Raw genomic sequence first — 21,018 nt, 5'->3', positions numbered from 1 at the left:
TAACTGTCAGGAAACGCTTTCGCAAATGTAATTGCGCTGAAAATTTCAACTTAGCAGAACAGGCGTCTTCATTAAAGAAAAACGCTGCCATACGGCAGCGTTATAAGCAATACAGCATTGTGTTATAAATCACTTGTGCTGTCGGTTTGAATCAGGGCTGTAATAAGACCACTCAGCAGGAGTGTTTGTGTCTAACAGCATCTGATTATTTTCATCACGAACGGTTAATGCAACAGCGCCCCTTGAGGATGCAGCATTGTAAACTTTTAATGTCATTTTATTACCTGAGACTTTCAGGTTATCTACAGGAATGGCGCATACCTGAGAGAATGAACAACCGGACGTATCATATTTTTTACCATTCAACATAAAGTATTCCATTGAGTCGTCAACCGCAAGACTGACGGTCCCCCTGGTTGTACCTGATGTGAACAACTGTTTGTTGGTAAAGTAAAACGGCCCGGATGCCTCATACGGCAGCCACATCCAGTTCGTACCAGGCACCTGAGCATAGCCACTACCAACCGATACGGGTATCAAACTCCATGCAACCTGCTCAACTGTGTTTGCCGTTAAGATATTACCGTTCAGTCCGTTTCCATTTCTGGCGATAACAGACACTTCAAGTACTTTTCCGAGATCAGCAGACGTTATAGGACGCTTCGGCACAACGCCAGATACCGCAACAGTTTGAGTGCCCGATGCTACCGCAGAATCGGTGGTCCCTTTTTCTCCCCATAGATACGCAGACCTGTCGGTCAGCGGGCCTGTGCCCGGGTTAAAGGTATATAATGCTGAGATCTCATCATTTTCAGATAAGCCATCGGTGATAATTTTAAGTGCGCTGATTGATGGTACGCCCTGTGGATCGATGACAGCACCATTATTACCGCTGCTGGTACCATTTCCCGGAGAAGAACTGTCGGTCGCGACGGTGACAGTGGTTCCTGTGATACCAATCCCGTTGTGCGGCATGACAGAAACTTCAAGCACTGTTCCGACATCACTTTTCTGAATTGTGTAGTCCTTAACAACGTTAGGACTGGAAACCGTATCTCCTGTCGACACAGCGGATGCAGTTGTGTCTTTTTGCCCCCATTTAAAATAGGATGCATCTGCGGTATGACCATTATTAGGATTAAAGGTATATGTAAAACTCAGCGACTGATCTGCTTCAAGTATCCCCTTGATAGTAAGGTCGGTTACGGATGGCGCAGCCAGAGCATCGACCACCTGACCTGTGTAACCCCCATCCGTTGTCCCGTTAGCTGGCGCAGCATCATCAGAAGCAACGGTGATAATGTTTCCTGTTTTATCAAGGCCGTTTTTTGCCAGAACTGATACTTCAATCACTTTTCCGATATCACCTGTCTCAAGGGTTCTTTCGCCCACGGAACCAGATGAGGAAACAGTGATGCCCTGTGCACCAACGTCCTGGGCAGTTTTGCCTTTTTCCCCCCACAAATACTGTGACTTATCAGTTGGTTCACCCGTGTTTGCTTCGAAGGTATAGGTCGCCGTCAGCTTGCTGAAGGTTATTAATTTCCCTGAAACAGTCAGACCAGCAACAGAAGGTGATGCAGACGGGTCCACAATTTTCCCGCTGTTTCCGCCTTCAAAGTTATTACCGGAAGACATATCTGTAGCCATACGCACTACCGAACCCTTAATATCAAGGCCGTTTTTCGGCAGTACAGAGACTTCAAGGATTTGACCTGCATGCTCCTGTCTGACAGGCTCGTCTGGCAGAATCCCCGGGGTCACAACTGGATTACCTGAAGCCGCAACCTGTGAAGCCGTGCTGCCTTTAATACCCCAATAATATAAAGACTTGTCGTTTCGATCTCCGTTATTGGCATCAAATTTATATGTTCCTTTCAGGCTCTCACCGACGACCAGCTTACCCGAAAGTGACAAATCAGTTATCGTCGGTACTGCACCAGGATCGATGACGGTCCCTGCATCATTGCCGTCAAGCCCGTTATCCTTATCGGCAGTGGTCAGCGTGATGGTGTTTCCTGTTACATCTGCACTGTTTCTGGCTCGGACTGAAAGTTCAAGGACTTTACCGATATCTGCCTGTCCCAGCAGACGTGATGGAACCACGCCACTGGTTGACACAGTGTTACCTTTGTCTGCCAGGCCGGCAGTCGTACCCTCTTCACCCCACGCGAACTGAGACTTATCCCCCGGAACACCGACACCGGATGTAAAGTCATAACTGGCAGTCAGGGAAGAGCCAGATACCAGTTTGCCACTGAACTTAAGGTTTGAAACGGAAGGGGCGCTGGTGAGATCGATAATCATCCCGCCTTCACCACCGCCACTGGTATTGTTGCCATCGCTATTTTTCGCATCAGTTGCGAGAGAAACAACTGTACCGGTAATATTTTTGCCGTTTCGTGGCTGGACGGCCACTTCAATAATCTTGCCGGCATCATCAGCTGTGAGAGTATGTTCAGGTATGATACCCGAGGTTACCACCGTGTCTGATGATGTCGCAGCCTGACCTGAAGCCTCTCCTTTTTGGGCCCAGGCGTATGTTGACCGATCCTGAACATCGCCATTTTTTGGTTCGAACGTATAGGTTGCGGAAAGTGTTTTGTTAACCTGAAGAGTGCCTTTTAAAGTCAGACCTGAAATGGCGGGACGGGCAGTAGCATTGATTACCGTTCCGGTACCATCCCCCCCTTCAGTGCCATTCCCTTCTTCTGCTGACATACTCGTATCAATAGTCAGAACCTCACCATCAATACCGAGAGAGTTTTCAGGCAGTACAGAGAGCTCAATAACATTCCCTGCATCATTAGCATTCAAGGGATAGGCGGGTATCTGACCGGAGACACTGATTGCTTTTCCGTTCAGCACAGACTGGGCTGTCGTTCCTTTTTTTCCCCATGCATACTTTGAAGCATCAGATGGCACATAGCTGTTGCGGGGCATACTTCTGTCGGAATCAGGCTGAATAAAAGTATATGTTGCGGTTAAACTCTGCCCGGATTCCAGCATGCCCTTCATGACAAGATTTTTAACTGCAGGCGCGGCAGGAGAAAGCAGTTCTACAGTGGTTCCGACAAGCCTCGTGCCAGCAACCTCCGGAGTCAGGGTTACGCCCCCCTTACGGCTTCCTGCGGTGAGGATTGCCTCGTATGTACCAGGTGAGATCTCTTTCACAGCAGATAACGTCGGTTCAGATCCCTCGCCTGCCTCCATGAAAAGTGTAATCGCAATTTTATCTGAAAGGCCCGTTACGGCGTTGTCATTTTCATCCCTGAGCTCCAGTATCAGGGAAGAGGTGCTTGTACCGTCTGAAGGAAGTGCAGATTCTGCGCTCGTAAACGTACTTTTGGTCGTGCTTATACCCGCAGCCGTTACGCTAATTTGAGTCTCAGCGCGCTTTGACACGTTGCCTTTCCGGTCATAAGCAACTGCAGAGATCGTCCAGCTGTTGACACCAGACGGGCTGTAAGGCGGCAATACGACGTTGTACTGCCCGTTGCTCCCCTGTATCTTACCTCCTGCCTGCCTGAACAGAACATCATCCCACTCGACATAGTCGAGGCCATATTTTGCATTTATACCAATATTCAGGGGCTTCGTTTCTCCTGAGAGACCGGCAATCAGAGAGGGCAGTTTTAAGCGGATGACTTCCTGCTTACGGTATTCGAGGACGATTTGATTGTTTCGCTCCACAAGATCGTAACGGCTTCCTGTCAGAGTGCGCTTATCACGCACAGCGTCCGGATCTATCTGCTTCAGCCATGGCGTACCTAAATCATAGTTAAGGCCAAGATTAAAGAGCGTATTTCCATCGCCGTTTGTACCCTGCTTACGTTCCAGTCCCAGAGAAACCAAAGGTACAGGGGTATAAGTAAGGCCTGCACTGAAGGCTGCCGGATTTTTTCCTCTGACATCCTTACTGATGATGCCCACTTCATCACCGAAATACTGCTCATATGCGAAGGTTCCACCGAGTTGAGGATAGGCGGGCAGCCATGCTTCACTACGGATATCAAATCCGTTTGCCGGGCGCTCATCGTAATCCCTCAGGTCAGGTGAGTTTTTCCAGTTACTGAGACGAAAATAGCCGTTTGTACCGACCTTCAAAAAATCACGGCCATACTCGAGACCAAGGCCAAGACGTGAGTGGTCACGCTTCAAATCGTAGTCCAGAAAACCGTTATAACCGAACATCCATTTGTTATCGATGAAGTGGCGCTGACCGATCCCAAGGTTTGCCGTCGTTCTGTCATCAATATGGCGGATGCCAGCCTGGGTAAAAAGAAACGCATCAGGCTTATCTTCAAAAGGGATAAGGACATCAAGTTCACTGCCGTTAAGACGTCCTTTGTTATCGATACTCAGCTTTGTACGGGCAGTTCCCGCTGAACTGAGCCAGCCTGTTATTTCATCGTTCAGGCGCTCTGAGGCGTATGAGCGTGCTTTATCTGACGCAGCTCTCATTGCATTGTCTGAAGCCAGCATCCCGGCAGCAGAGGTACTGGCAGATGCAAGCTTTCGCTCATCCGACGCGCTGGATCCTGCCTCTGTCTGTTTGCTCTGCCCTGTTTCAACGGGAATGTCTATTTCATCACCGGCAGAGAGCTGGTCAAACGATTTACTGAAAGTTCGGAACTGATTAACTTTTTTTAACTGCTCTATCGTCAGACCTGAACGTGACGCAATATCGTTAACTGTTTCACCCCGCCTGATAACATATGGCCGGGTATGTATATCCTTCAAAGACTCAGTGGTCCATGAAGGCGCTGCAACAGGTGACTGCCCTGCACTCACGGAGGCAGGCGTAAGAGCGGTTGCCACAGGAAAGAAGACCTGCGCGACAATATTTGTCCACGCTGTGGCCTTTAACATTTTCTGAGACGGGATCGGTTTTTTTTTCATAAGGGAACCATTGTGAAAAGTCACGTAATTAAGAAAAAAACATTTAACACGCAAGTTCTTATCCAGACTGCTTATGCAGAGCAGTCTGGATAAATGCAAATGAAAAAATAGATGGGATTTATAAAAAATAAATTTAAGTTTTGTTTTATTTGTAATAATTACGCAAAAAAAGAACCACGATCACGAAAGCAAGCGTGCTTTTTCATGAAGTATTGTGACGCAGCAATGAGTAAGAAAAAAAAACCAAAAAAATAAAATCTTAATTGTACTCTTTGTTTTATTCGTCTGTTGACTTAATTAGCGAGAAGGATTACCTTTAGTCAGCTGGTACCTTTTCTTTAATCCTGTGGAATGATACATTCGCCGTCCCCCAGACGGCATTTTTTTATTTCCGGCGTCATTTCCGGAAATAACCACATCAAAAAGATCAGGATGATTCGAGGTTAATAACAAAATCATTTTTGTGCCTGAACTTCATCCCCCTGACGTAGTTATTAATAAAATAACTCACACGGGCCTCGGGGATTTGCATTTTTTTTGCAATATCCCTGTAAGCCATTTTATAAAACGCATAATAGTAGATTGCTTTCTTCTCCATCACTTTGCTTTTATATCCGGACTGTTGAGCAATGGACAGACAGGCTTCCGGAAGCATAAGTAGATCATCGAGCCCAGTTTCCTTTAACTGAAGCACATGAATCAGCCTGTAAGCCCTGTCGTGGAAAATAACCGAAGTTATTTTACTGAACTGATCGTCATAAAAGATAAGAATTTCATCTTCGGGTGCCACTGAACAGAGGTTCAGAAACTTGTCAATTTCATTTTCGTGAAAGAGAAAAGTATTGAGCTCGTCAAGCTTAGATTTCAGACCAGAATAGAAATAATTATCGTGACTCATCAGTATGGCATATTTTTTCATTGTCATCTCACATCCCATAGTTCTTTAATATAGAGCCCAATTTTTGACAGGTGAGCCGGATAAATTTTATTGCTGTACTCTTCTGCTTTACTGCGTTCTACGTCAACATCCCATTCACCGTACCCCTCGTAAGGGTAAGAAATATTGAAGGTGTAATGAATTAAAAGAAGCAGAGTATAGTGATTAACATCACCTCCGGTCTTACCATTCAAAAGAGAGTTGATAATGATATCCGAGCGCCTCATGACATCCTCATATTTATTAAAATAAAATTAAGAACCAAATTTTTTATTTTATTAATCCTAACCATTACCCAAAAACAACTCAACATAATGATAGATAATTTAAGATAACACCAATAAAATCAGCAAGATAAACAAAAAAATGTCTTTATAAATTATTGCTAAACGCAATCACATAAAATGAAAAAATAAAAACAAGGACAAAACTTTACTTCCGGGAAAAACAAAATATTAATAAAGCACTGTATAATAACCGTGGTTAATTAATGAGTTTTTATTTATATGCTGAATCAAACACAATCAGGCCAAAAACAAAAGTGGTACATTTTAACAGTTATTATACTGATGTATCTTCCTGTTTCTCTTGATGCCACAATACTCCATGTAGCCGCACCGGTACTGTCAGTAGACCTGAAAGCGTCTGCCGATGAAGTTCTGTGGATCATTGATATTTATTCCCTGGTAATGGCAAGCTTCCTTCTGCCGATGGGCGTGCTCGGGGATAAAATAGGGGCAAAAAAACTTGCCATCACGGGAATTATTGTCTTTGGAGTGGCATCATTTATTGCAATGCTGTCACCCACTGCGATGATACTAATTGTCGCAAGAGGCATGCTTGCCATCGGAGCGGCGATGATACTCCCGGCAACCCTGTCGGCACTGAGAATAGCCTTCTCTTCAAATAAAGAGCGCGCTGTTGCTCTCGGAATATGGTCAGCAGTCGGAACCGGTGGTGCGGCGCTGGGGCCAGTCGCCGGAGGGCTGTTACTCGAAAAATTCAGCTGGGGCTCGGTGTTCTTTATCAATATTCCCGTCTGTATCCTGGTGCTCGTAATGGCCTTAAGGATCCCGGACCTTAAAGCCGCAGGCGCAGAGCGCAAAATTCCGGTATGGGATCCGCTTCTGCTGATTGCGTCGATACTGTTAATCATCCTGTCGGTGAAAACAGGTGCGCGTGAAGGTTTTTCACTGGCATTAGCTGCACTTTCTGCATGCGGCATATCTCTGATGGTGGTTTTTCTCAACCGTCAGAGGACGTCAGATAACCCGATGCTGCAGCTGTCCTTTTTCCGGAACAGAACTATCGTGGCAGGTATTATGCTTGCTCTCGCCTCAATGGTTTCGCTGGTAGGATTTGAATTCTACGTTTCGCAGCAGCAGCAGCTGGCATATGGAAAAACACCACTCCAGGCAGGATTATTCCTGATGCCCCTTATACTGGCCAGCTGCCTTTCAGGCCCCTTTATTGGCTGGACGCTCGATCGTACAGGCATCAGATTAATTGCAGTCGGCGGCGTGGCCATCAGCGCAGCCAGTTTCGCCGGGATGGCTTTCACCCGGTTTGATACTCAAATCTGGCATGCATGGCTCCTGATGGTCATACTTGGTTTCTGTATTGAAGCGGCATTACTGGCATCAACAACGGCAATCATGAATGCCGTTCCAGGGGACAAGGCCGGCGAGGCTGGCGCAATAGAGGGAATGGCTTATGAGCTTGGCGCCGGTCTTGGCGTTGTATTCTTTGGCCTGCTGATGGCGTCAACATTCAGGAATAACCTTTCAGCCATGCAGCAAGACTATGACAATGTGAATATTACCGGGATAGGTAATTCCCTGTCTGAAGCATTTTCATATGCAGCAAGTCTTCCGGAAAATCAGAGTACAATTGTCAGGGACGCATCCGTATCCGCATTCCTTAACTCCCATTCGCCGGTTATGCTTGCTTCTTCGCTCTGCCTGACCTTACTGGCAGTATGCATATACGTCCTTCTGAAGGATCGTCCATTGCGTCGCTGATCTCCCCTTCCCTCCCGGCAAACCTCAGTGTCGGGAGGGGTATCGCAACAGAAACAGGTGTACCCTGAATCACACCGCTCCGTCACCCGAAGTTATGCACACTTTTACGGGAAAAATGCGGCATTTTTTGTGGATAATCACTATAACCGCATATTCCGGCTAACATTTCTCATGAAGAACAGAAAATGAACAAAAAACAGCCCCCTCTACATTCTGTGATTTTTCTCACTTCCAAAGAGATTTGCGCTTACGGGATTACATATTACCTCAGGAGCAACACGTCTTAAGCCAGTTGTCTGCGCTGATATTTCAGTCGCATGTCCGGCCTGTACCACTGGTGGTGGTCGAATTATTGAGTGACGGCGGCGAGTTTATATCGAAAGTATAAGATCATGGTTCACCATCCCGGGGGATATCATTGACTGATAAAGTGCAGGTTCAGGACTATACAGAGGCTGCTAAGGGACAGTTAAACGCCCTTCATCAGGGCGTCATGGCTTATTCAGAGGATTTGGGTTTTTCACATCCCTGCATACCGAGCAGACTGATGATGAGGCAGCCGAGCTGATGACCGGTCTCTCCACTTTGCCAGGAGCCCGATCCCGGCTTCTTGGCCATCGCAGGGCTTACTGCTAAAGCGGACAGAACGGAAAAAATAAGGGCAAACTTCTTCATGAACATTTCTCCAGTTTATTGATTTACGCTTATAAAACTATCATATGACGTTTAATCTTATTTCAGCGTTTCAGAGGTAACATAATGAGCGCGTAAAAAAGTGTCAAAAAAAAACCTCCCGGAATGGAAGGCCGCCTGAAGACCTTTGTCGTCGTTCCCGTCAAAGGAAAGCGGCAAAGGAGAATAAATTATTATTGTTTTAAACACATACCTGCTCAGGGTATTTTTGTTTGAACGAAAAATCAGCCCCGTTTCTCAATACAGCTTTTACGGGAATCATCTTCTCGTTTCATAATAATTTCCCGGGTCTCATCCTTTGCAGTAACAGGAAAGCCCATATCATCATACGCACCAAAGCTTATCAGACGATAACCATAAAGCCTGGTATTCGCGAAAGGCAGGCGAAATTCCTTTTTTTCGCCGGGGAGTATCTGGCCGAATGAAGCCGTACGGGGTTCACCGGTTTTACACATTTCATCTACGGGAACAATCACAACGACACCGCCTTCAGCGGGGCTGTCACCTTTGTTTTCTACCGTTCCACCCACAAAAAACTCGTTTTCAGCACCGGCGCCCATATGAAAAAGCAGACGTACATCGGGCTTAGCCATCGCGCCACCGGCGGACAACGAGAGGGCAATAACAATATAACGAATAATATTCATCTATCGCGCACACCTTTTACGCATACAGAAAAACGCCCGTGCTTCATGACTAAACACAGGTTTATAGTAAACTAAAGACAGCTGAAAAATTGCCCCCACGAAATGATCTCTCCTCATACGTGGGGGTAAGAGTCGCGCACAACAGGAAAGTGCGCATTTGTATCCATAAAAAATTAATAAAAGACTATCTTCAGTCAGACTATTTCAACACATTCATGCTAACCATCACCCGGGGGCTTCTGGAAGTTAATTTTCTTTAAAATTATGAAAATTAAGATAAATTATCAACAATAAAGTCAAACACCTGCCTTTGGGATCAGACTCCGGTGGTGCACATGAAGAAAGGATAGGAAAAACCCTCAAAGAAATACAGACCGTTGTCCGGAGAGCTGGCTTTTATATAAAGCTCCTCACCAGGCTTGTCCGGCAGAAAGTAAGTATGAAAAAAATTGCTGTCGACGCCATCATAAGCGCTCACTTTTTCCTTGAATATCTGTATGCCGTACAATCCAACCTTGCCATTTTTCTTGAAGGTAAAACTGTAGGTTCTGTCGATATCCTCTTTTTTTCCTTTGCTGCTGAGAATACCCGTGATGTGCAAAAACCCCTGGTTTCTTGCGCCCAGTGCAAGAACATACAGCGCATCAAGCGTATGCTGCTGACCCTCTTCGAAAACATCATACCGGACGTCCGCTTCACACTTCTGGATCAAAACATCCTGACGCGGATTTTTATACAGCATGAAACCCACGGCTGCAGCCAGTATAACAGCAAGGAAAATCATTCCAGAGAGTAAGATTTTATATTTTCGCATTTCAGATAACCTGACTTATCATTTTTGAAGCATACGGAGACAAACAAATGTCTGGCACGATCTTTATTCAGTGATGAGAAATCGTAATATACATTTGCAGGTTTACTCATACAGCCTGACCGCACTGACGGGAACTGGCTGAGCACCTTATCAAAGGGAATACCGTCAGACGAAAGATTAAAGACATCGCATTGTTCAAATCTGACCATACGCTGGATCTTTTTGTTCAGGGTACTGATCCCCCTGTCCTGAAGACTTATAAACACCAGCGTGACGAGCAGAGTCAACACCGTAATACCCGCAAAGACAATATACACACCATAGCGCGTATGCGATGCAAAGCGACCTGAAGCGGGCTGAATAACATCCGATATTTCGTTTTCGTGAGCCTCATCATTCCCGGCTGCATCAGTCTGTTCTTCATACGGCACAACAGAAGCATTCAGCTGAAAACCAATTTTAGGTACCGTGCGAAGGTCAATCTCAGTGTCACTGAGGCTGGTAAAGTATTTTCTGAGCACGCTGATATTGTTATTCAGGCTCGCGTCAGAAGGAGCATAACCGTTATCCTCCCAGACTTTTTTTAACAATAAAGCACGGGGAAGAACCCTGTTGGGATGCTTTATGATTTCTTCCAGCAATCGGGATGCCGTTGTTGTCAGAGGAACGATAACATCCGGGCTGGAAGCGGAAGATATTTGTTTCCTGTCACTGTCAAATAATATTGCATTTTCAATAATATATTTCATTTTTGGTACCAGACGCAGTGAAAAAAGTGTTGATGAACGCTCAAACCAGAACTGCGATACCGTTATCAGAACCACTGAAGCATTTTAAGCTCTTCTCCCGCATTATCAGAATGATATACGCAATAACCAGTATAAACCCGTACACTGCTTTTTAACCATAGTGTCCACATTATCTACGGACAGCCATCTTCTTCGGAAACCTTTTGCTCACTACAGTGGATATCTGGAAAAGCTATCTTTCATCATTCAGCATGTCTTTCCATACGCAGCACCTCCCCGCACAGCTTTGGCCGCCGGAAGTGAATATGGAAATACACCGTCTTTCCCCGCCGAAGCTCGGTGTAGCCGAGATAACCGATCTCCCTGAGCTGTTCCATTGCCTTTCTGACCGTGGCATTCTGCGTAATCGTCCGGGAAGTAAGATTAAGCCTCATACGAAGACGCCCGATGGAAATCGGGGCAGGGTCGGGAGGCAGACTTTCAATGAAGGTATACAACGCCTGTGCCGATTCCTTACGAGACAGGGCGTTGATGGCTTTGAGCTGCAATAACACCTTGTGATCAAAGCGATAAAGCTCAAAAATGCAGGGATCTGCCTGGAGCGTAATCACATCAAGACGGGGATTATATTTGGCAGACTGAACCAGATGTGTAACGTAGTAACCTCCGCTGCTGCTTGTAAACGAAATCGTGTTAGTGGCAATACGCCCCAGAGAGGCTTCGATTCGTTTTCTGAGCCTGGCAGACGAACGTGAGGTACTGATCCCACAAAGTTTGACAAACTCCACGAAGGGCAGCGTGAGCAGTTCGCCTAGCGAGTTAAGCCGTGAAAAGGCATGGATGATCCCGACCCATACCTTGAAATCATTGTCCATATCGAGCCTGGCACCGGTGATCCTGATATTTTCATATCCTTCCGAACGAACAAGGCTGAGCTGACGGAGCTCATCAGTAACATCGTTGGTTACCATTGACATCGTTCTCCCACGGCCAGTTGATTTCAGCGTAGGCACAAATATCCCAAGACGCATAAGCGCGACAGGCTGAACTGTGTTATCAGAATCCGGAGACAGACTCACGAGCACGCCATGGTCTTTGTGATGCTCCGTAAACGATTCCCTGACCATATTAATATTATTTTCCATAACAGCAGCCTCCTTGCAATGAGAAAAATAAACATATAAAAGAAAATCCTATTATCTGGCTAAGGAAAGCCGGGATGAGAAAGGATATCTCCTGCTGGTTGATGCTGTGGATAAATTTATAGTGAATTTTCAAAAATACAATTTTTTCAGTGTATTAAAGTTTTACACAATGTGGATGTTTTGTCTCTTTCTGCTGACTACAGTGGATACTCAGTGCTGACTACAGTGGTTACTTCACTCGCCACAGTGGATTTTTTACTGACTACAGTGGTTATAAACCTTCGCAATTCAATGATTTTAAAAGAGAAAATCGCACCGTGGATCTTTTATGGATCTAAATACTGGTTCTATCGTGTTGATAACTTATGTAAATGGAATACAATTGTTACTTTTTTAGGATTGATGAATTTTTTAATATTAATCCCACTCACTGGATTCCGTTTATCAACATGGGAAAATTCTGAAATGAATCTAAGCCTTGAGTACTTTGTTGTTAAACATCTTGAAATGCTAGGAATTTATTGATGTAAAAATTAAATTCTTAATAGTTAGCATGTATCTAAGTTCGTGACGAGCGATAGGATAAGCTTTGAACCTCCAGATATAGCAACTTCCACACCGAAAACACTGGAATAAATGTTGGTGTATTCAAGTATATTTCAGGTTGTCAGAGCTATATGGTCTAACTGAGAGGTCATGCTTATAAATCTAATTAAATTTTACGTGCCTTTTTTAGAGTTTTTCTATTGTATAAATAACGTGCGCTAAGTGCATCTTTTTTACAGCAAATTGCTGGATAACTCTTGTTCGTGGTATATAGGAACAGATGTTATTCTGTTCTGAAAACTAGCTGATGCTATGTCGAGCATCTACAGCCGGCCAGATACCTGTACACTGAATGATGCCTCGACAGAAGGATGGTTACGTGAGGTGATCAGCCTAGCTTGAACCACACTTTGAAATCATTGTCTATGTTGAGATATGCGCCAGTGCTCCTGACGTTTTCAAATCCTTATGAACTAGCTATTGAAAGCTAGTTGTGTTCCTTACTAGCATAATTCTGTACAAACTTACCACGAACTCATCTGTTCATTGATTTCAGGGCAGATAAAAATAGGCGCAGTCTTATGTGAGACACGGACTGAACTATCATTTTAAGATCAGACATTAAAAATACAATCTAGACAGAATGGTATTCCTGTTTGCTCGGAAATTGATGGGTTGTATTTTTAAAAATTTCCATGCCGTAATCACATTATTAATGTATAACAGGTTATAATTATAATTCCCGAAAAATTAAATTCTTGTTGTTCATGGTTAGGAAACGCTATCGCCTCTTTTTGACTTTCCTAACCATGAACGGGGGCAATGAGGATCACCATTTGGTGAGACCTGTTGTGTGATAATATGTATAAATGTCAATGTTTATGTTGCTGAGTGCGGTGGTCGTAATATTAATGGACCACTGCACCGCCGCGGTAGTGCCGCCGCTGAGAAGCGGCCACCGCCGGACGCTTCAGGTACCGGCCCAGGTATTTCACGCAGCGCTAAGCGCAGCGAGTCTTTTTGGTAAAGTGGACATTCCGGGCACGGCGATATTGCGCTGCAGGTAACGGTGCCACCGATCTTCGTTGCGGATATGGGCCAGGCCCGCCAGGTGCTGTGTTTTATGTCGAGGCCGCCGCGGGTGACGGAGACGTGGATATGCGGGTGCTGATTGAGCTGCCGGCCGCAGGTATGGAGCACCTAGAAGATACCGACTTCGATCCCCTGTTGGCGCGCCCAGCGGAGCATGGCACGGGTGGCGCAGCGAAACAGGTCATTGAGCAGGGGGCAGTTGTTGTCGAAGAACTGCCACAGCAGGTGAGGCATGGTAAACGTGATATGTTGCCAGTTGCAGTCGGGCAGGATGTGCTGCTGTTCGGCAATCCACTGCTCAGTGGCATTGAGGCCACAACTGCTTCAGGCCTTGGAGTTGCAGTTATGGCAGAAAAAGCGGGAATGGATGCAGTCCGGTGAGGCGCAGCAGTAACGGCGCACGCCCATGGCGCAGGTGCCGCAGCCGAGCATGCACTCGACGGCGAGTTTGAGTCCAGTCGCTGAGGGAGTCGCCGTGTTTATCCAGGTACTGGATCCAACCATCGTCATGCTGGAACAGCAGCTTTGCCGGTCTGGGAATATGCATGCCGCAGAGTATAAAACGGGGCTCAGGGCATGCAAATTATCGGAATCGCGAAGCGATGACGCTCGCACTGTAAGAGCCCTATGTTCACATAAGAATGCATAGGGCAATTTCAATTGAAATATAAAAGAATCTGTAAAAACCAAATGCTATTTAGATTTCAGCATAATATATGGTTTGATTTTGTTGAAATAACAAACACGAGATTGGTTTACCATAGTAACTGCAGGATATAATACATAATACATGAATTATATCCTGCAGTGCTTATTATGCACTCAAAAATAGTTAGCATTAACACCATATTAGCTCCAGATTATTGCAGGTAACTGATTAAGAAATAATATATTGGTGATGCGAAAAGAAGCTTCCTTTTAATTTTACTTTAGGTGGGCATGTAAAATCAGAAAAATTCTAAATGGCATCAGGCCTAACAAAGGTTAAGAATTTATGATTTTTACTAAAAAATCTGATTTTGCGTGTATGTGTTCTGCCTGACATAGATCATGTGATATCATTGGTTGTGTTTAAAAAAAATCGCAGGGGAGTGTTGTTAAGATCAATTCCAATTGTTATTATTTTATCCTTTGCTATGTCACCAGAGTTACTGGGAAAATAACCCAACTGCGGTTCTGATAAGTGGAAAAGTGGTAACGCAAGTAGCCTTCGGCATCCTGAGTTTTATTAACATTAAGAGATGCGAAAGGCCAGAAGATGTCAGGAAATGAAAATATGACTCAATGTAATTGCTTTTTTATGCTATAAAATATATAGTCAGGTATAATGTGCGAAACATATTATACCTTGTATACCCGATTTTTTAATTTAGCACGTTCTAATTTATTTAAACAGGAGTCACCATGTACGCCTATATTCTTCTTGCTGCAGCAATCGCTGCAGAAGTTGTTGCAACAACCTCAATGAAAGCTTTGTCCGGCTTCTCTAAGCCCCTACCCCTTGTTCTGGTCGTTGGGGGCTATGCCATAGCATTCTGGCTCCTGAGTATTGTGGTACAAACGATACCTGTCGGGGTAGCCTACGCAACATGGGCTGGAATGGGGATTGTACTTGTGAGCGTTGCATCCTATTTCGTCTATGGGCAAAAGCTCGACTTTTTTGCCATTGCAGGCATGATAATGATCGTCTGCGGGGTCGTCTTTATTCAAGCACTGTCAAAGACTGCTGGCCATTGACAGGTCTTTATTTTTATTCAGTGAGCATGAATGGCGTTATGCAAAAGCACACTCAGGCTTTTAAAAGAAATACAACCGATATTTATTCCTTTTATTACCAGTAGTTATCATAAATTTAGCACGGACATTAATCGTCCCCTACTTTCTGAAATAGTGGATAATCAAGAGATGCTTTAATACGGATGATAACTGGGTAACGTACATGACACTACAGTGTACCCTTAGTTCAGAGCAATTGCGGATGCGCAAATGAACATAGCACCCTTACAGGGCGAGCATCATCGCTTCGCGATTCCGATAATTTGCATGCCCTGAGCCCCGTTTTATACTCTGCGGCATGCATATTCCGCGCCCTGCCAAACTGCTCTTCACCGTCGATGACGGCTGGAATTTGTTCGTCAATAAGTTCGGCGACAGCGTGACCCCGTGGACCCGTCTCTGCGTCGAGCGCATGCTCGCCTGCGGCACCGTCAGCATGGGCGTAAACCGCTACTGTTGCACATCGGCTGGCTGCACACACTACCGCTTCTTCTGCCAGAGCTGCAAGTCACAGGCCTGCAGCTCCTGCGGTTTTAATGCCACGAAGCAGTGGGTGTCGCAGCAGAGCCACATCCTGCCCGACTGCGACTGGCAGCATATCACCTTTACCATGCCCCACCTGCTCTGGCCCTTTTTTTGACAACAACTGGCCTTTGCTCAGTGCCCTGTTCCTCGCAGCCACCCGGGCCATGCTCTGGTGGACCCGCAAACAGGGCATGGAGGTCGGTATCTTCTGCGCCCTCCGGTGTCGGCGGCGAAGCTCAGGCACGACAGCGGTGGCGAAGTGGTAAATCACTATTACGCCCACTGCGCGCAGCAGTACCGCCAGCAGCCCCTGACCCAGGAAGAGATGATCGGACGCTATATCGGCCACGTACCGGCGAAGCATTTTAAGATGGTGCGCTACTACGGTTTTTTGTCCAGCCGGAAACGCGACGAGCTGCTGCTGAAGGTATACGATGCACTGCAGATGGAGGCGCGGAAAATACCGGAACAACCGGGCTTCGTCGCGCTGATGAAGGCGTTCCTGCACACAGATCCGTAAAGATGCATCCTTTGCGGCAACCTGCTGCGCTTCAGCAGTGCACAGGCTGGCAGACACGCCACGGAATAAGTGGCAGAAAGGCTGAATAACATCGACCGGAAACGGTGGCTTCTGGCACAGACAGCGGGATAAGTGCGCTTTAAAAAAGTCTTTCAGGTTAAAAACTCACCGAAAACCGCATTTTATCGTCATAAGTGCCACAACCACCCGCTACCATTACGCTCCCGACGATAACATCCATGGTCAGGATATTTTTAAAACGAGGATTCATTTTCCTAACCATGAACAGGGGAGGGACTTAACGTATGCCGACAATATCAGACCTGGTGCAAAGATATCTAACCTATAAGCTATAACTTATAATTTATAGGTTAGATAGTGTTCAGCTTAGTATTTCAGCTGCTATCCGAAGAAAACGCTGCTTTGATATATGCATGCACAAATTGCCTATTGATGTTCTTAATATCTGCCCATGTTATAGGCAGCGTCGGGTGAAAAAATATTATTGATGTGATGCAAAAACCACTCTTCGTGCCTGCACTTTAAACGTAAATCGGCAAAGCCTGAATTGTCATTAGATAATTTACAGTGGTTATCTAAAATATTTTAATATGATTTTTATTGCCTTAGGCTTGACGGCGCTTGAGCCCTGACTACATTCATCTTAAGCTGTTTCATTCAGGAAATGAATTTTCAATAAAAAATACCGTAATATTCATTATCACGCCCCAGTAATAAGTAACAGTTGGAGATATGCATGGCAACGTCGAGACGTGATTTTATTGTTGGAAGCGGCGCGTTATTTTTGTCTGCCAGTCTCATAAAATCGTCAGTTGCCGGTAAGATCGGGCTCACGGCAGCAAGGAATGCAGACACTATTATCATTGGTGCGGGCCCGGCAGGGCTGTCGGCTGCACGTAAACTTGTGAATGCAGGCAGGTCCGTTATTGTCATTGAAGCCCGGCAGCGTACAGGGGGGCGAATTTGGACCGATCGTTCGTTTTCGGAGCACGTGGAAGTAGAGCTGGGTGCGGAGCTCATTCATGGTGGGCCGGGTGAAATCAGTCTCTGGGTAATGGTAAAAAATCTGAATATACCCGCCCACCCTGTTGAAAATATGTTCGCCAGATATTCTGCAAATACACCATGGGTTTCCGCGCGCGAAGCGCGCTTCTATTCATTTCCATTATACAAACCTCAACAACCGTCAAGCTTTAAGCCCCTGAAATCCGATAAAAACGCTGAAGAGTATCTGAATCGTCTGGGGATAGAGAAAGAAAACCGACCACTGTCGTTACTCGCCGAAACCATAGACCGTGAGCCATTTGACAAAATGCATCCTAGAGAAATTTCCGGTGAAATGCCCCAGCTGTGGCAGAATGCTTCGGAAAACAATCCTGACCCAGATGGCGGTGACTTCAGACTGACTCAGGGCTATGACAGCATCCTCAGAGCGTTAAGCCAGGGGGTGCCTGTTCAGTTGGATACGGTTGTGACCCGGATCCAGGACAATGGCAATTCCGTTCTGGTTACTGCGACTCATAGCAGCGAGCAGCTGCAATTCAGCGCAAAAAATTGTGTTGTAACCCTTCCCGCTCCTGTGATCCTTGCTGGTAACGTGACCTTCATGCCGCAACTTTCTGACGAGAAAATGCGTGCCCTTCGTTCAGGAAACAGCGTTCCCGTTGTAAAAATAATTATGCTTTTGACAGAAAAGTCCTTCCGCTACATTCGGACAGACTGGATGATTTTTCTCATATTATCCCCTGCGTATGGAATGCATCCGCCGGTATTCCCGACTATCCTGGACAGATACTTGTGGGCTGGTCAACCGGTGATAATGCCAGAAAGCTGCTTTTACTCTCTGAATCAGACCGTTATGAGCATATGTTGCGTGTGGTTCGCGATCTCACCGGAATAAGCGATCTGACGTATCAAAAGGCGACCATGCACTACTGGTCGAGCGATCCATACTCACTGGGTGCCTATGGTTGCTGGGAGGATGAAGAGGGAGTACTAAAGCCAGTGGGGAACATCTACTGGGCGGGTGTTGTCCTGTCACAGGTGGATTACGCTCTTGACTCAGGCGTAAAAGCAGCGAAAGCAATTTTGCGCCAGAGCTGACCAGCCGCCCTTGCCAAGCCTGTATATAGATTTGTGTAATTGCCTGATTTTGATATGTTCAATCCAACATCAAAATCAGGTTGATTTATGGACGAAACATATTTGCAGGCCCTGGCTAACGAACTGGCCAAAAATCTCAAAACCCCTGACGATCTCAACCAGTTCGATCGCCTGCTGAAATAAATCAGTGCCGAGGCGGCGCTCAACGCTGAAATGACCCATCACCTTGGCTACGATATAAATCAGCCCAGACCGGCGACTAACGCCGGCAACGGCAATACCCAAAAGACGGTTATCACTGGCGATCGCCCGCTGGAGTTCCGTACACCGCGCGATCGTGATGGCTTTTTCGAAACGTAACTGGTAAAGAATAACCAGTTCCGGATCTGCTTTCCGGCCTCCGGCGCGCAGCGGCCCGGCAACACAAGATGTAGCGGTGTTCCCTGCTGACAGTGACGCTATATGTTGTGTCCCTCCCCTGCCCTGTGACCGGCCGCTCACCACCATATAAGGGCGCTGTGGTTATTCCCTGACCGTGGTACACTTCCGGAAAGTTGGTATACGGCAGAAAGTCGGATCCGACCGGAACGGCCGTCCGGTAATTTAATAGCGTGGCTATATGACTGCTTATTATCACCCTGAAAATGATGATGGAAGGGAAAAATATTTCCAAGTGACTGTCAGGTGCGTGAGTAGATGGTGGTTTAGGCTTGGTAAAATTGCATTGCTAATTATTCAGATGGGGAAATGACATGTTTACTGCTTTCAATGACAGAAATGATTTCAATTATGCCTTCGAAAAAATTCGCAACGCGATTTCTGCGCCCGGTGAAAGTAATAATTATACAGCCATAAACCTCGGTCTCGGTATTCTGGAGCGTAAGTATGACCAGTTCCGCAAGGAACTGAACGTGGCCGGAGAACTGGGAGACTGGGAATACGATCTTGATACCTACAATCACTGCATTACGGTACTCCAGCGTTATTTCTCCGGCAATCCATCAGGACTGACTGAACGTGATGCCCGGATTTACAGCCATTACCTGCAGGCTGAGCACAAAGGGTTCGTGAAGCTGGCTGAGGAACTTGCTGCCGACCGCTGAAGCCTACAGAGGCGGGATTTCTTAACGACGCGAGCTCGCCTGGTATGGATGCTTTTTACCGGAGCGCAGAACTACATGACTGTGGGTTGTGTTCCGGCCCATGATGGAAAACAGGATGAAATTTGAAACCGTCGCAACGCATCTTCTCAGCCTTCATAGCCAGCTCTGGTTCAGAACAGCAGATGGCATCACTGCCTGCAAGGATAACAGTGCGTGGCGGGCGAGCGAAATCCTCACCACTGAGGGAAGGATCGTGGCCATGCAAACTGGAAGCCCTGATGAGTGGCAATTAGCCCCTGGTTCTGGCCGCCCTGACAGTGATTTTCCAGAGGATATACCCTCTAGGGTTATCCCGCTCAGGGAGGCCGTAGTGATTGCGGAACAACGGGCGCTGCAGGATCTACTGGGAAACGACCTCCCTGTAAGGCCGTTAAAACGGATGGGAAGCCGCTGATGCGACGTATCTTTCGCGGAAAGCGTACCCGTCATGTGATGTTGTTTGATGAACTGCCTCAGCTGTTTGGCAAATCAGGATAAGCCGGAATGAACCATGACCTGATGGCTGCTCAGGCAGCCAGTGAAATCGTTGAGCTGCTGACGCTCTGCCAGGACCTACAGTCGGAAAAGGACGGTCGGGAACGGCCGGCGCCCGGCGAATACTCCCGCGATGAGGATGCGTTTGCGGAACGTATCCGTTCCGCATGCGGGCACGCCCTGCTGCTGCGCCGGCTGCTTCCGGTAACGATCACCCTCAGCGCCATCGGCACCGAGATGGAACGCCGGGGAGAAATCAGTGTGCTCCCGGGTGAGGATTACGCGCAGAAAGCACTGGCTCGACTTACAGTGCAATACCTGTCCACCGGGGACAATAAACAATGATGCCGGCAATACCAGGCCAGGGCGTTTCTTTTTCTGCCGCGCAGCTGCCGGTGGCAATCGACTACCCTGCCGCACTGGCCCTGCGCCAGATGGCACTCGTTCAGGACGAACTGCCGAAATATCTGCTGGCGCCGGAAGTGAGTGCCCTGCTCCACTATGTACCCGATCTCCACCGCAAGATGTTGCTGGCCACCCTCTGGAATACCGGCGCGCGCATCAACGAGGTGCTGGCGCTGACAAGGGGAGATTTTTCGCTGGCGCCTCCCTACCCGTTCGTGCAGCTGGCCACGCTCAAACAGCGGGCGGAGAAAGCGGCCCGAACGGCCGGCCGTTCGCCTGCAGGCAGTCAGGCGCATCGGCTGGTTCCGCTTTCCGATGCTAACTATGTCAGCCAGCTGGGGATGATGGTGGCCACGCTGAAAATACCTCTTGAACGACGTAACAAGCGAAGCGGCAGAACCGAGAAGGCACGCATCTGGGAGATTACCGATCGGACGGTCCGCACGTGGCTCAGCGAAGCGGTTGAAGCGGCAGCGGCCGATGGG

The 21,018-nt window shown here is 46.9% G+C and carries 15 protein-coding genes and 6 pseudogenes; 13 read left to right on the top strand and 8 right to left on the bottom strand.

Features of this window, described 5'->3' with window-relative positions:
* Positions 1-129: 129 nt before the first annotated feature.
* Positions 130-4,902, bottom strand: coding sequence for an inverse autotransporter beta domain-containing protein (locus tag AC6BYQ_RS23630; protein WP_498057605.1), 4,773 nt, complete (start codon positions 4,900-4,902; stop codon positions 130-132).
* A gap of 427 nt (positions 4,903-5,329) precedes the next feature.
* Positions 5,330-5,827: a hypothetical protein gene (locus tag AC6BYQ_RS23625; protein WP_498057604.1), complete on the bottom strand. Its 498-nt coding sequence runs from the start codon at positions 5,825-5,827 to the stop codon at positions 5,330-5,332.
* A 518-nt stretch (positions 5,828-6,345) separates the two neighbouring features.
* On the opposite strand from AC6BYQ_RS23625, the gene AC6BYQ_RS23620 reads away from it, so the two are divergent.
* Positions 6,346-7,860: an MFS transporter gene (locus AC6BYQ_RS23620; RefSeq protein ID WP_493703236.1), complete on the top strand. Its 1,515-nt coding sequence runs from the start codon at positions 6,346-6,348 to the stop codon at positions 7,858-7,860.
* A gap of 498 nt (positions 7,861-8,358) precedes the next feature.
* On the opposite strand, the gene AC6BYQ_RS23615 is transcribed toward AC6BYQ_RS23620, so the two are convergent.
* The 5 genes and pseudogenes from AC6BYQ_RS23615 to AC6BYQ_RS23595 all read right to left on the bottom strand — a co-directional run.
* Positions 8,359-8,535, bottom strand: coding sequence for a hypothetical protein (locus AC6BYQ_RS23615; RefSeq protein WP_498057603.1), 177 nt, complete (start codon positions 8,533-8,535; stop codon positions 8,359-8,361).
* A gap of 242 nt (positions 8,536-8,777) precedes the next feature.
* Positions 8,778-9,200: a membrane-associated Zn-dependent protease 1 gene (locus tag AC6BYQ_RS23610; protein ID WP_498057602.1), complete on the bottom strand. Its 423-nt coding sequence runs from the start codon at positions 9,198-9,200 to the stop codon at positions 8,778-8,780.
* Positions 9,201-9,516: 316 nt separating this feature from the next.
* A complete protein-coding gene (locus AC6BYQ_RS23605) occupies positions 9,517-10,014 on the bottom strand; it encodes a FidL-like protein (RefSeq protein WP_498057601.1) in 498 nt (165 codons plus the stop codon).
* The gene (locus AC6BYQ_RS23600; protein WP_498057600.1) at positions 9,981-10,763 is read right to left on the bottom strand and encodes a winged helix-turn-helix domain-containing protein; all 783 of its coding nucleotides are present in this window, start codon (positions 10,761-10,763) and stop codon (positions 9,981-9,983) included. Before AC6BYQ_RS23600 ends, AC6BYQ_RS23605 begins: the two co-directional genes overlap by 34 nt.
* 281 nt (positions 10,764-11,044) lie before the next feature.
* Positions 11,045-11,908 (bottom strand): annotated as a pseudogene (locus AC6BYQ_RS23595) (RepB family plasmid replication initiator protein); the annotation flags it as partial.
* A gap of 213 nt (positions 11,909-12,121) precedes the next feature.
* On the opposite strand from AC6BYQ_RS23595, the gene AC6BYQ_RS23590 reads away from it, so the two are divergent.
* Complete coding sequence (locus tag AC6BYQ_RS23590) at positions 12,122-12,433, top strand: hypothetical protein (RefSeq protein ID WP_498057599.1); 312 nt, start codon at positions 12,122-12,124, stop codon at positions 12,431-12,433.
* Positions 12,434-13,365: 932 nt separating this feature from the next.
* Here AC6BYQ_RS23590 and AC6BYQ_RS23585 read toward each other — a convergent pair.
* A pseudogene (locus AC6BYQ_RS23585) lies at positions 13,366-14,093 on the bottom strand (IS91 family transposase); the annotation flags it as partial.
* Between the two features lie 857 nt (positions 14,094-14,950).
* Here AC6BYQ_RS23585 and AC6BYQ_RS23580 point away from each other — a divergent pair.
* The 11 genes and pseudogenes from AC6BYQ_RS23580 to AC6BYQ_RS23530 all read left to right on the top strand — a co-directional run.
* A complete protein-coding gene (locus AC6BYQ_RS23580) occupies positions 14,951-15,283 on the top strand; it encodes a DMT family transporter (RefSeq protein ID WP_498057598.1) in 333 nt (110 codons plus the stop codon).
* A 337-nt stretch (positions 15,284-15,620) separates the two neighbouring features.
* Positions 15,621-16,499: pseudogene (locus AC6BYQ_RS23575) on the top strand (transposase zinc-binding domain-containing protein).
* Positions 16,500-17,124: 625 nt separating this feature from the next.
* Entirely contained in the window at positions 17,125-18,288 is a 1,164-nt protein-coding gene (locus AC6BYQ_RS23570; protein WP_498057597.1) for a flavin monoamine oxidase family protein, read from the top strand.
* On the top strand, positions 18,186-18,491 hold the full coding sequence (locus AC6BYQ_RS23565; RefSeq protein WP_498057596.1) for an FAD-dependent oxidoreductase: 306 nt from the start codon (positions 18,186-18,188) through the stop codon (positions 18,489-18,491). The genes AC6BYQ_RS23570 and AC6BYQ_RS23565 overlap by 103 nt, the downstream gene beginning before the upstream one ends.
* Positions 18,492-18,578: 87 nt before the next feature.
* A pseudogene (locus tag AC6BYQ_RS23560) lies at positions 18,579-18,848 on the top strand (transposase); the annotation flags it as partial.
* A 19-nt stretch (positions 18,849-18,867) separates the two neighbouring features.
* Positions 18,868-19,098, top strand: a pseudogene (locus AC6BYQ_RS23555) (hypothetical protein); the annotation flags it as partial.
* Between the two features lie 145 nt (positions 19,099-19,243).
* On the top strand, positions 19,244-19,594 hold the full coding sequence (locus AC6BYQ_RS23550; protein WP_498057595.1) for a hypothetical protein: 351 nt from the start codon (positions 19,244-19,246) through the stop codon (positions 19,592-19,594).
* Between the two features lie 115 nt (positions 19,595-19,709).
* A complete protein-coding gene (locus AC6BYQ_RS23545) occupies positions 19,710-20,048 on the top strand; it encodes a hypothetical protein (protein ID WP_333042650.1) in 339 nt (112 codons plus the stop codon).
* Positions 20,033-20,131: pseudogene (locus tag AC6BYQ_RS23540) on the top strand (hypothetical protein); the annotation flags it as partial. The gene AC6BYQ_RS23545 and the pseudogene AC6BYQ_RS23540, both read left to right, overlap by 16 nt.
* Before the next feature lie 6 nt (positions 20,132-20,137).
* Positions 20,138-20,473 (top strand): hypothetical protein, encoded by a 336-nt coding sequence (locus AC6BYQ_RS23535; protein ID WP_498057594.1) that lies wholly within the window; start codon positions 20,138-20,140, stop codon positions 20,471-20,473.
* On the top strand, positions 20,470-21,018 hold a 549-nt coding region (locus tag AC6BYQ_RS23530; protein ID WP_498057593.1), incomplete at its 3' end, for a site-specific integrase. The genes AC6BYQ_RS23535 and AC6BYQ_RS23530, both read left to right, overlap by 4 nt.

It is taken from the genome of Serratia sp. LTN-2, assembly GCF_059740205.1.
Note: the sequence above shows the minus strand (reverse complement) of the source record. Positions and strands in the feature narration are given on the sequence as shown.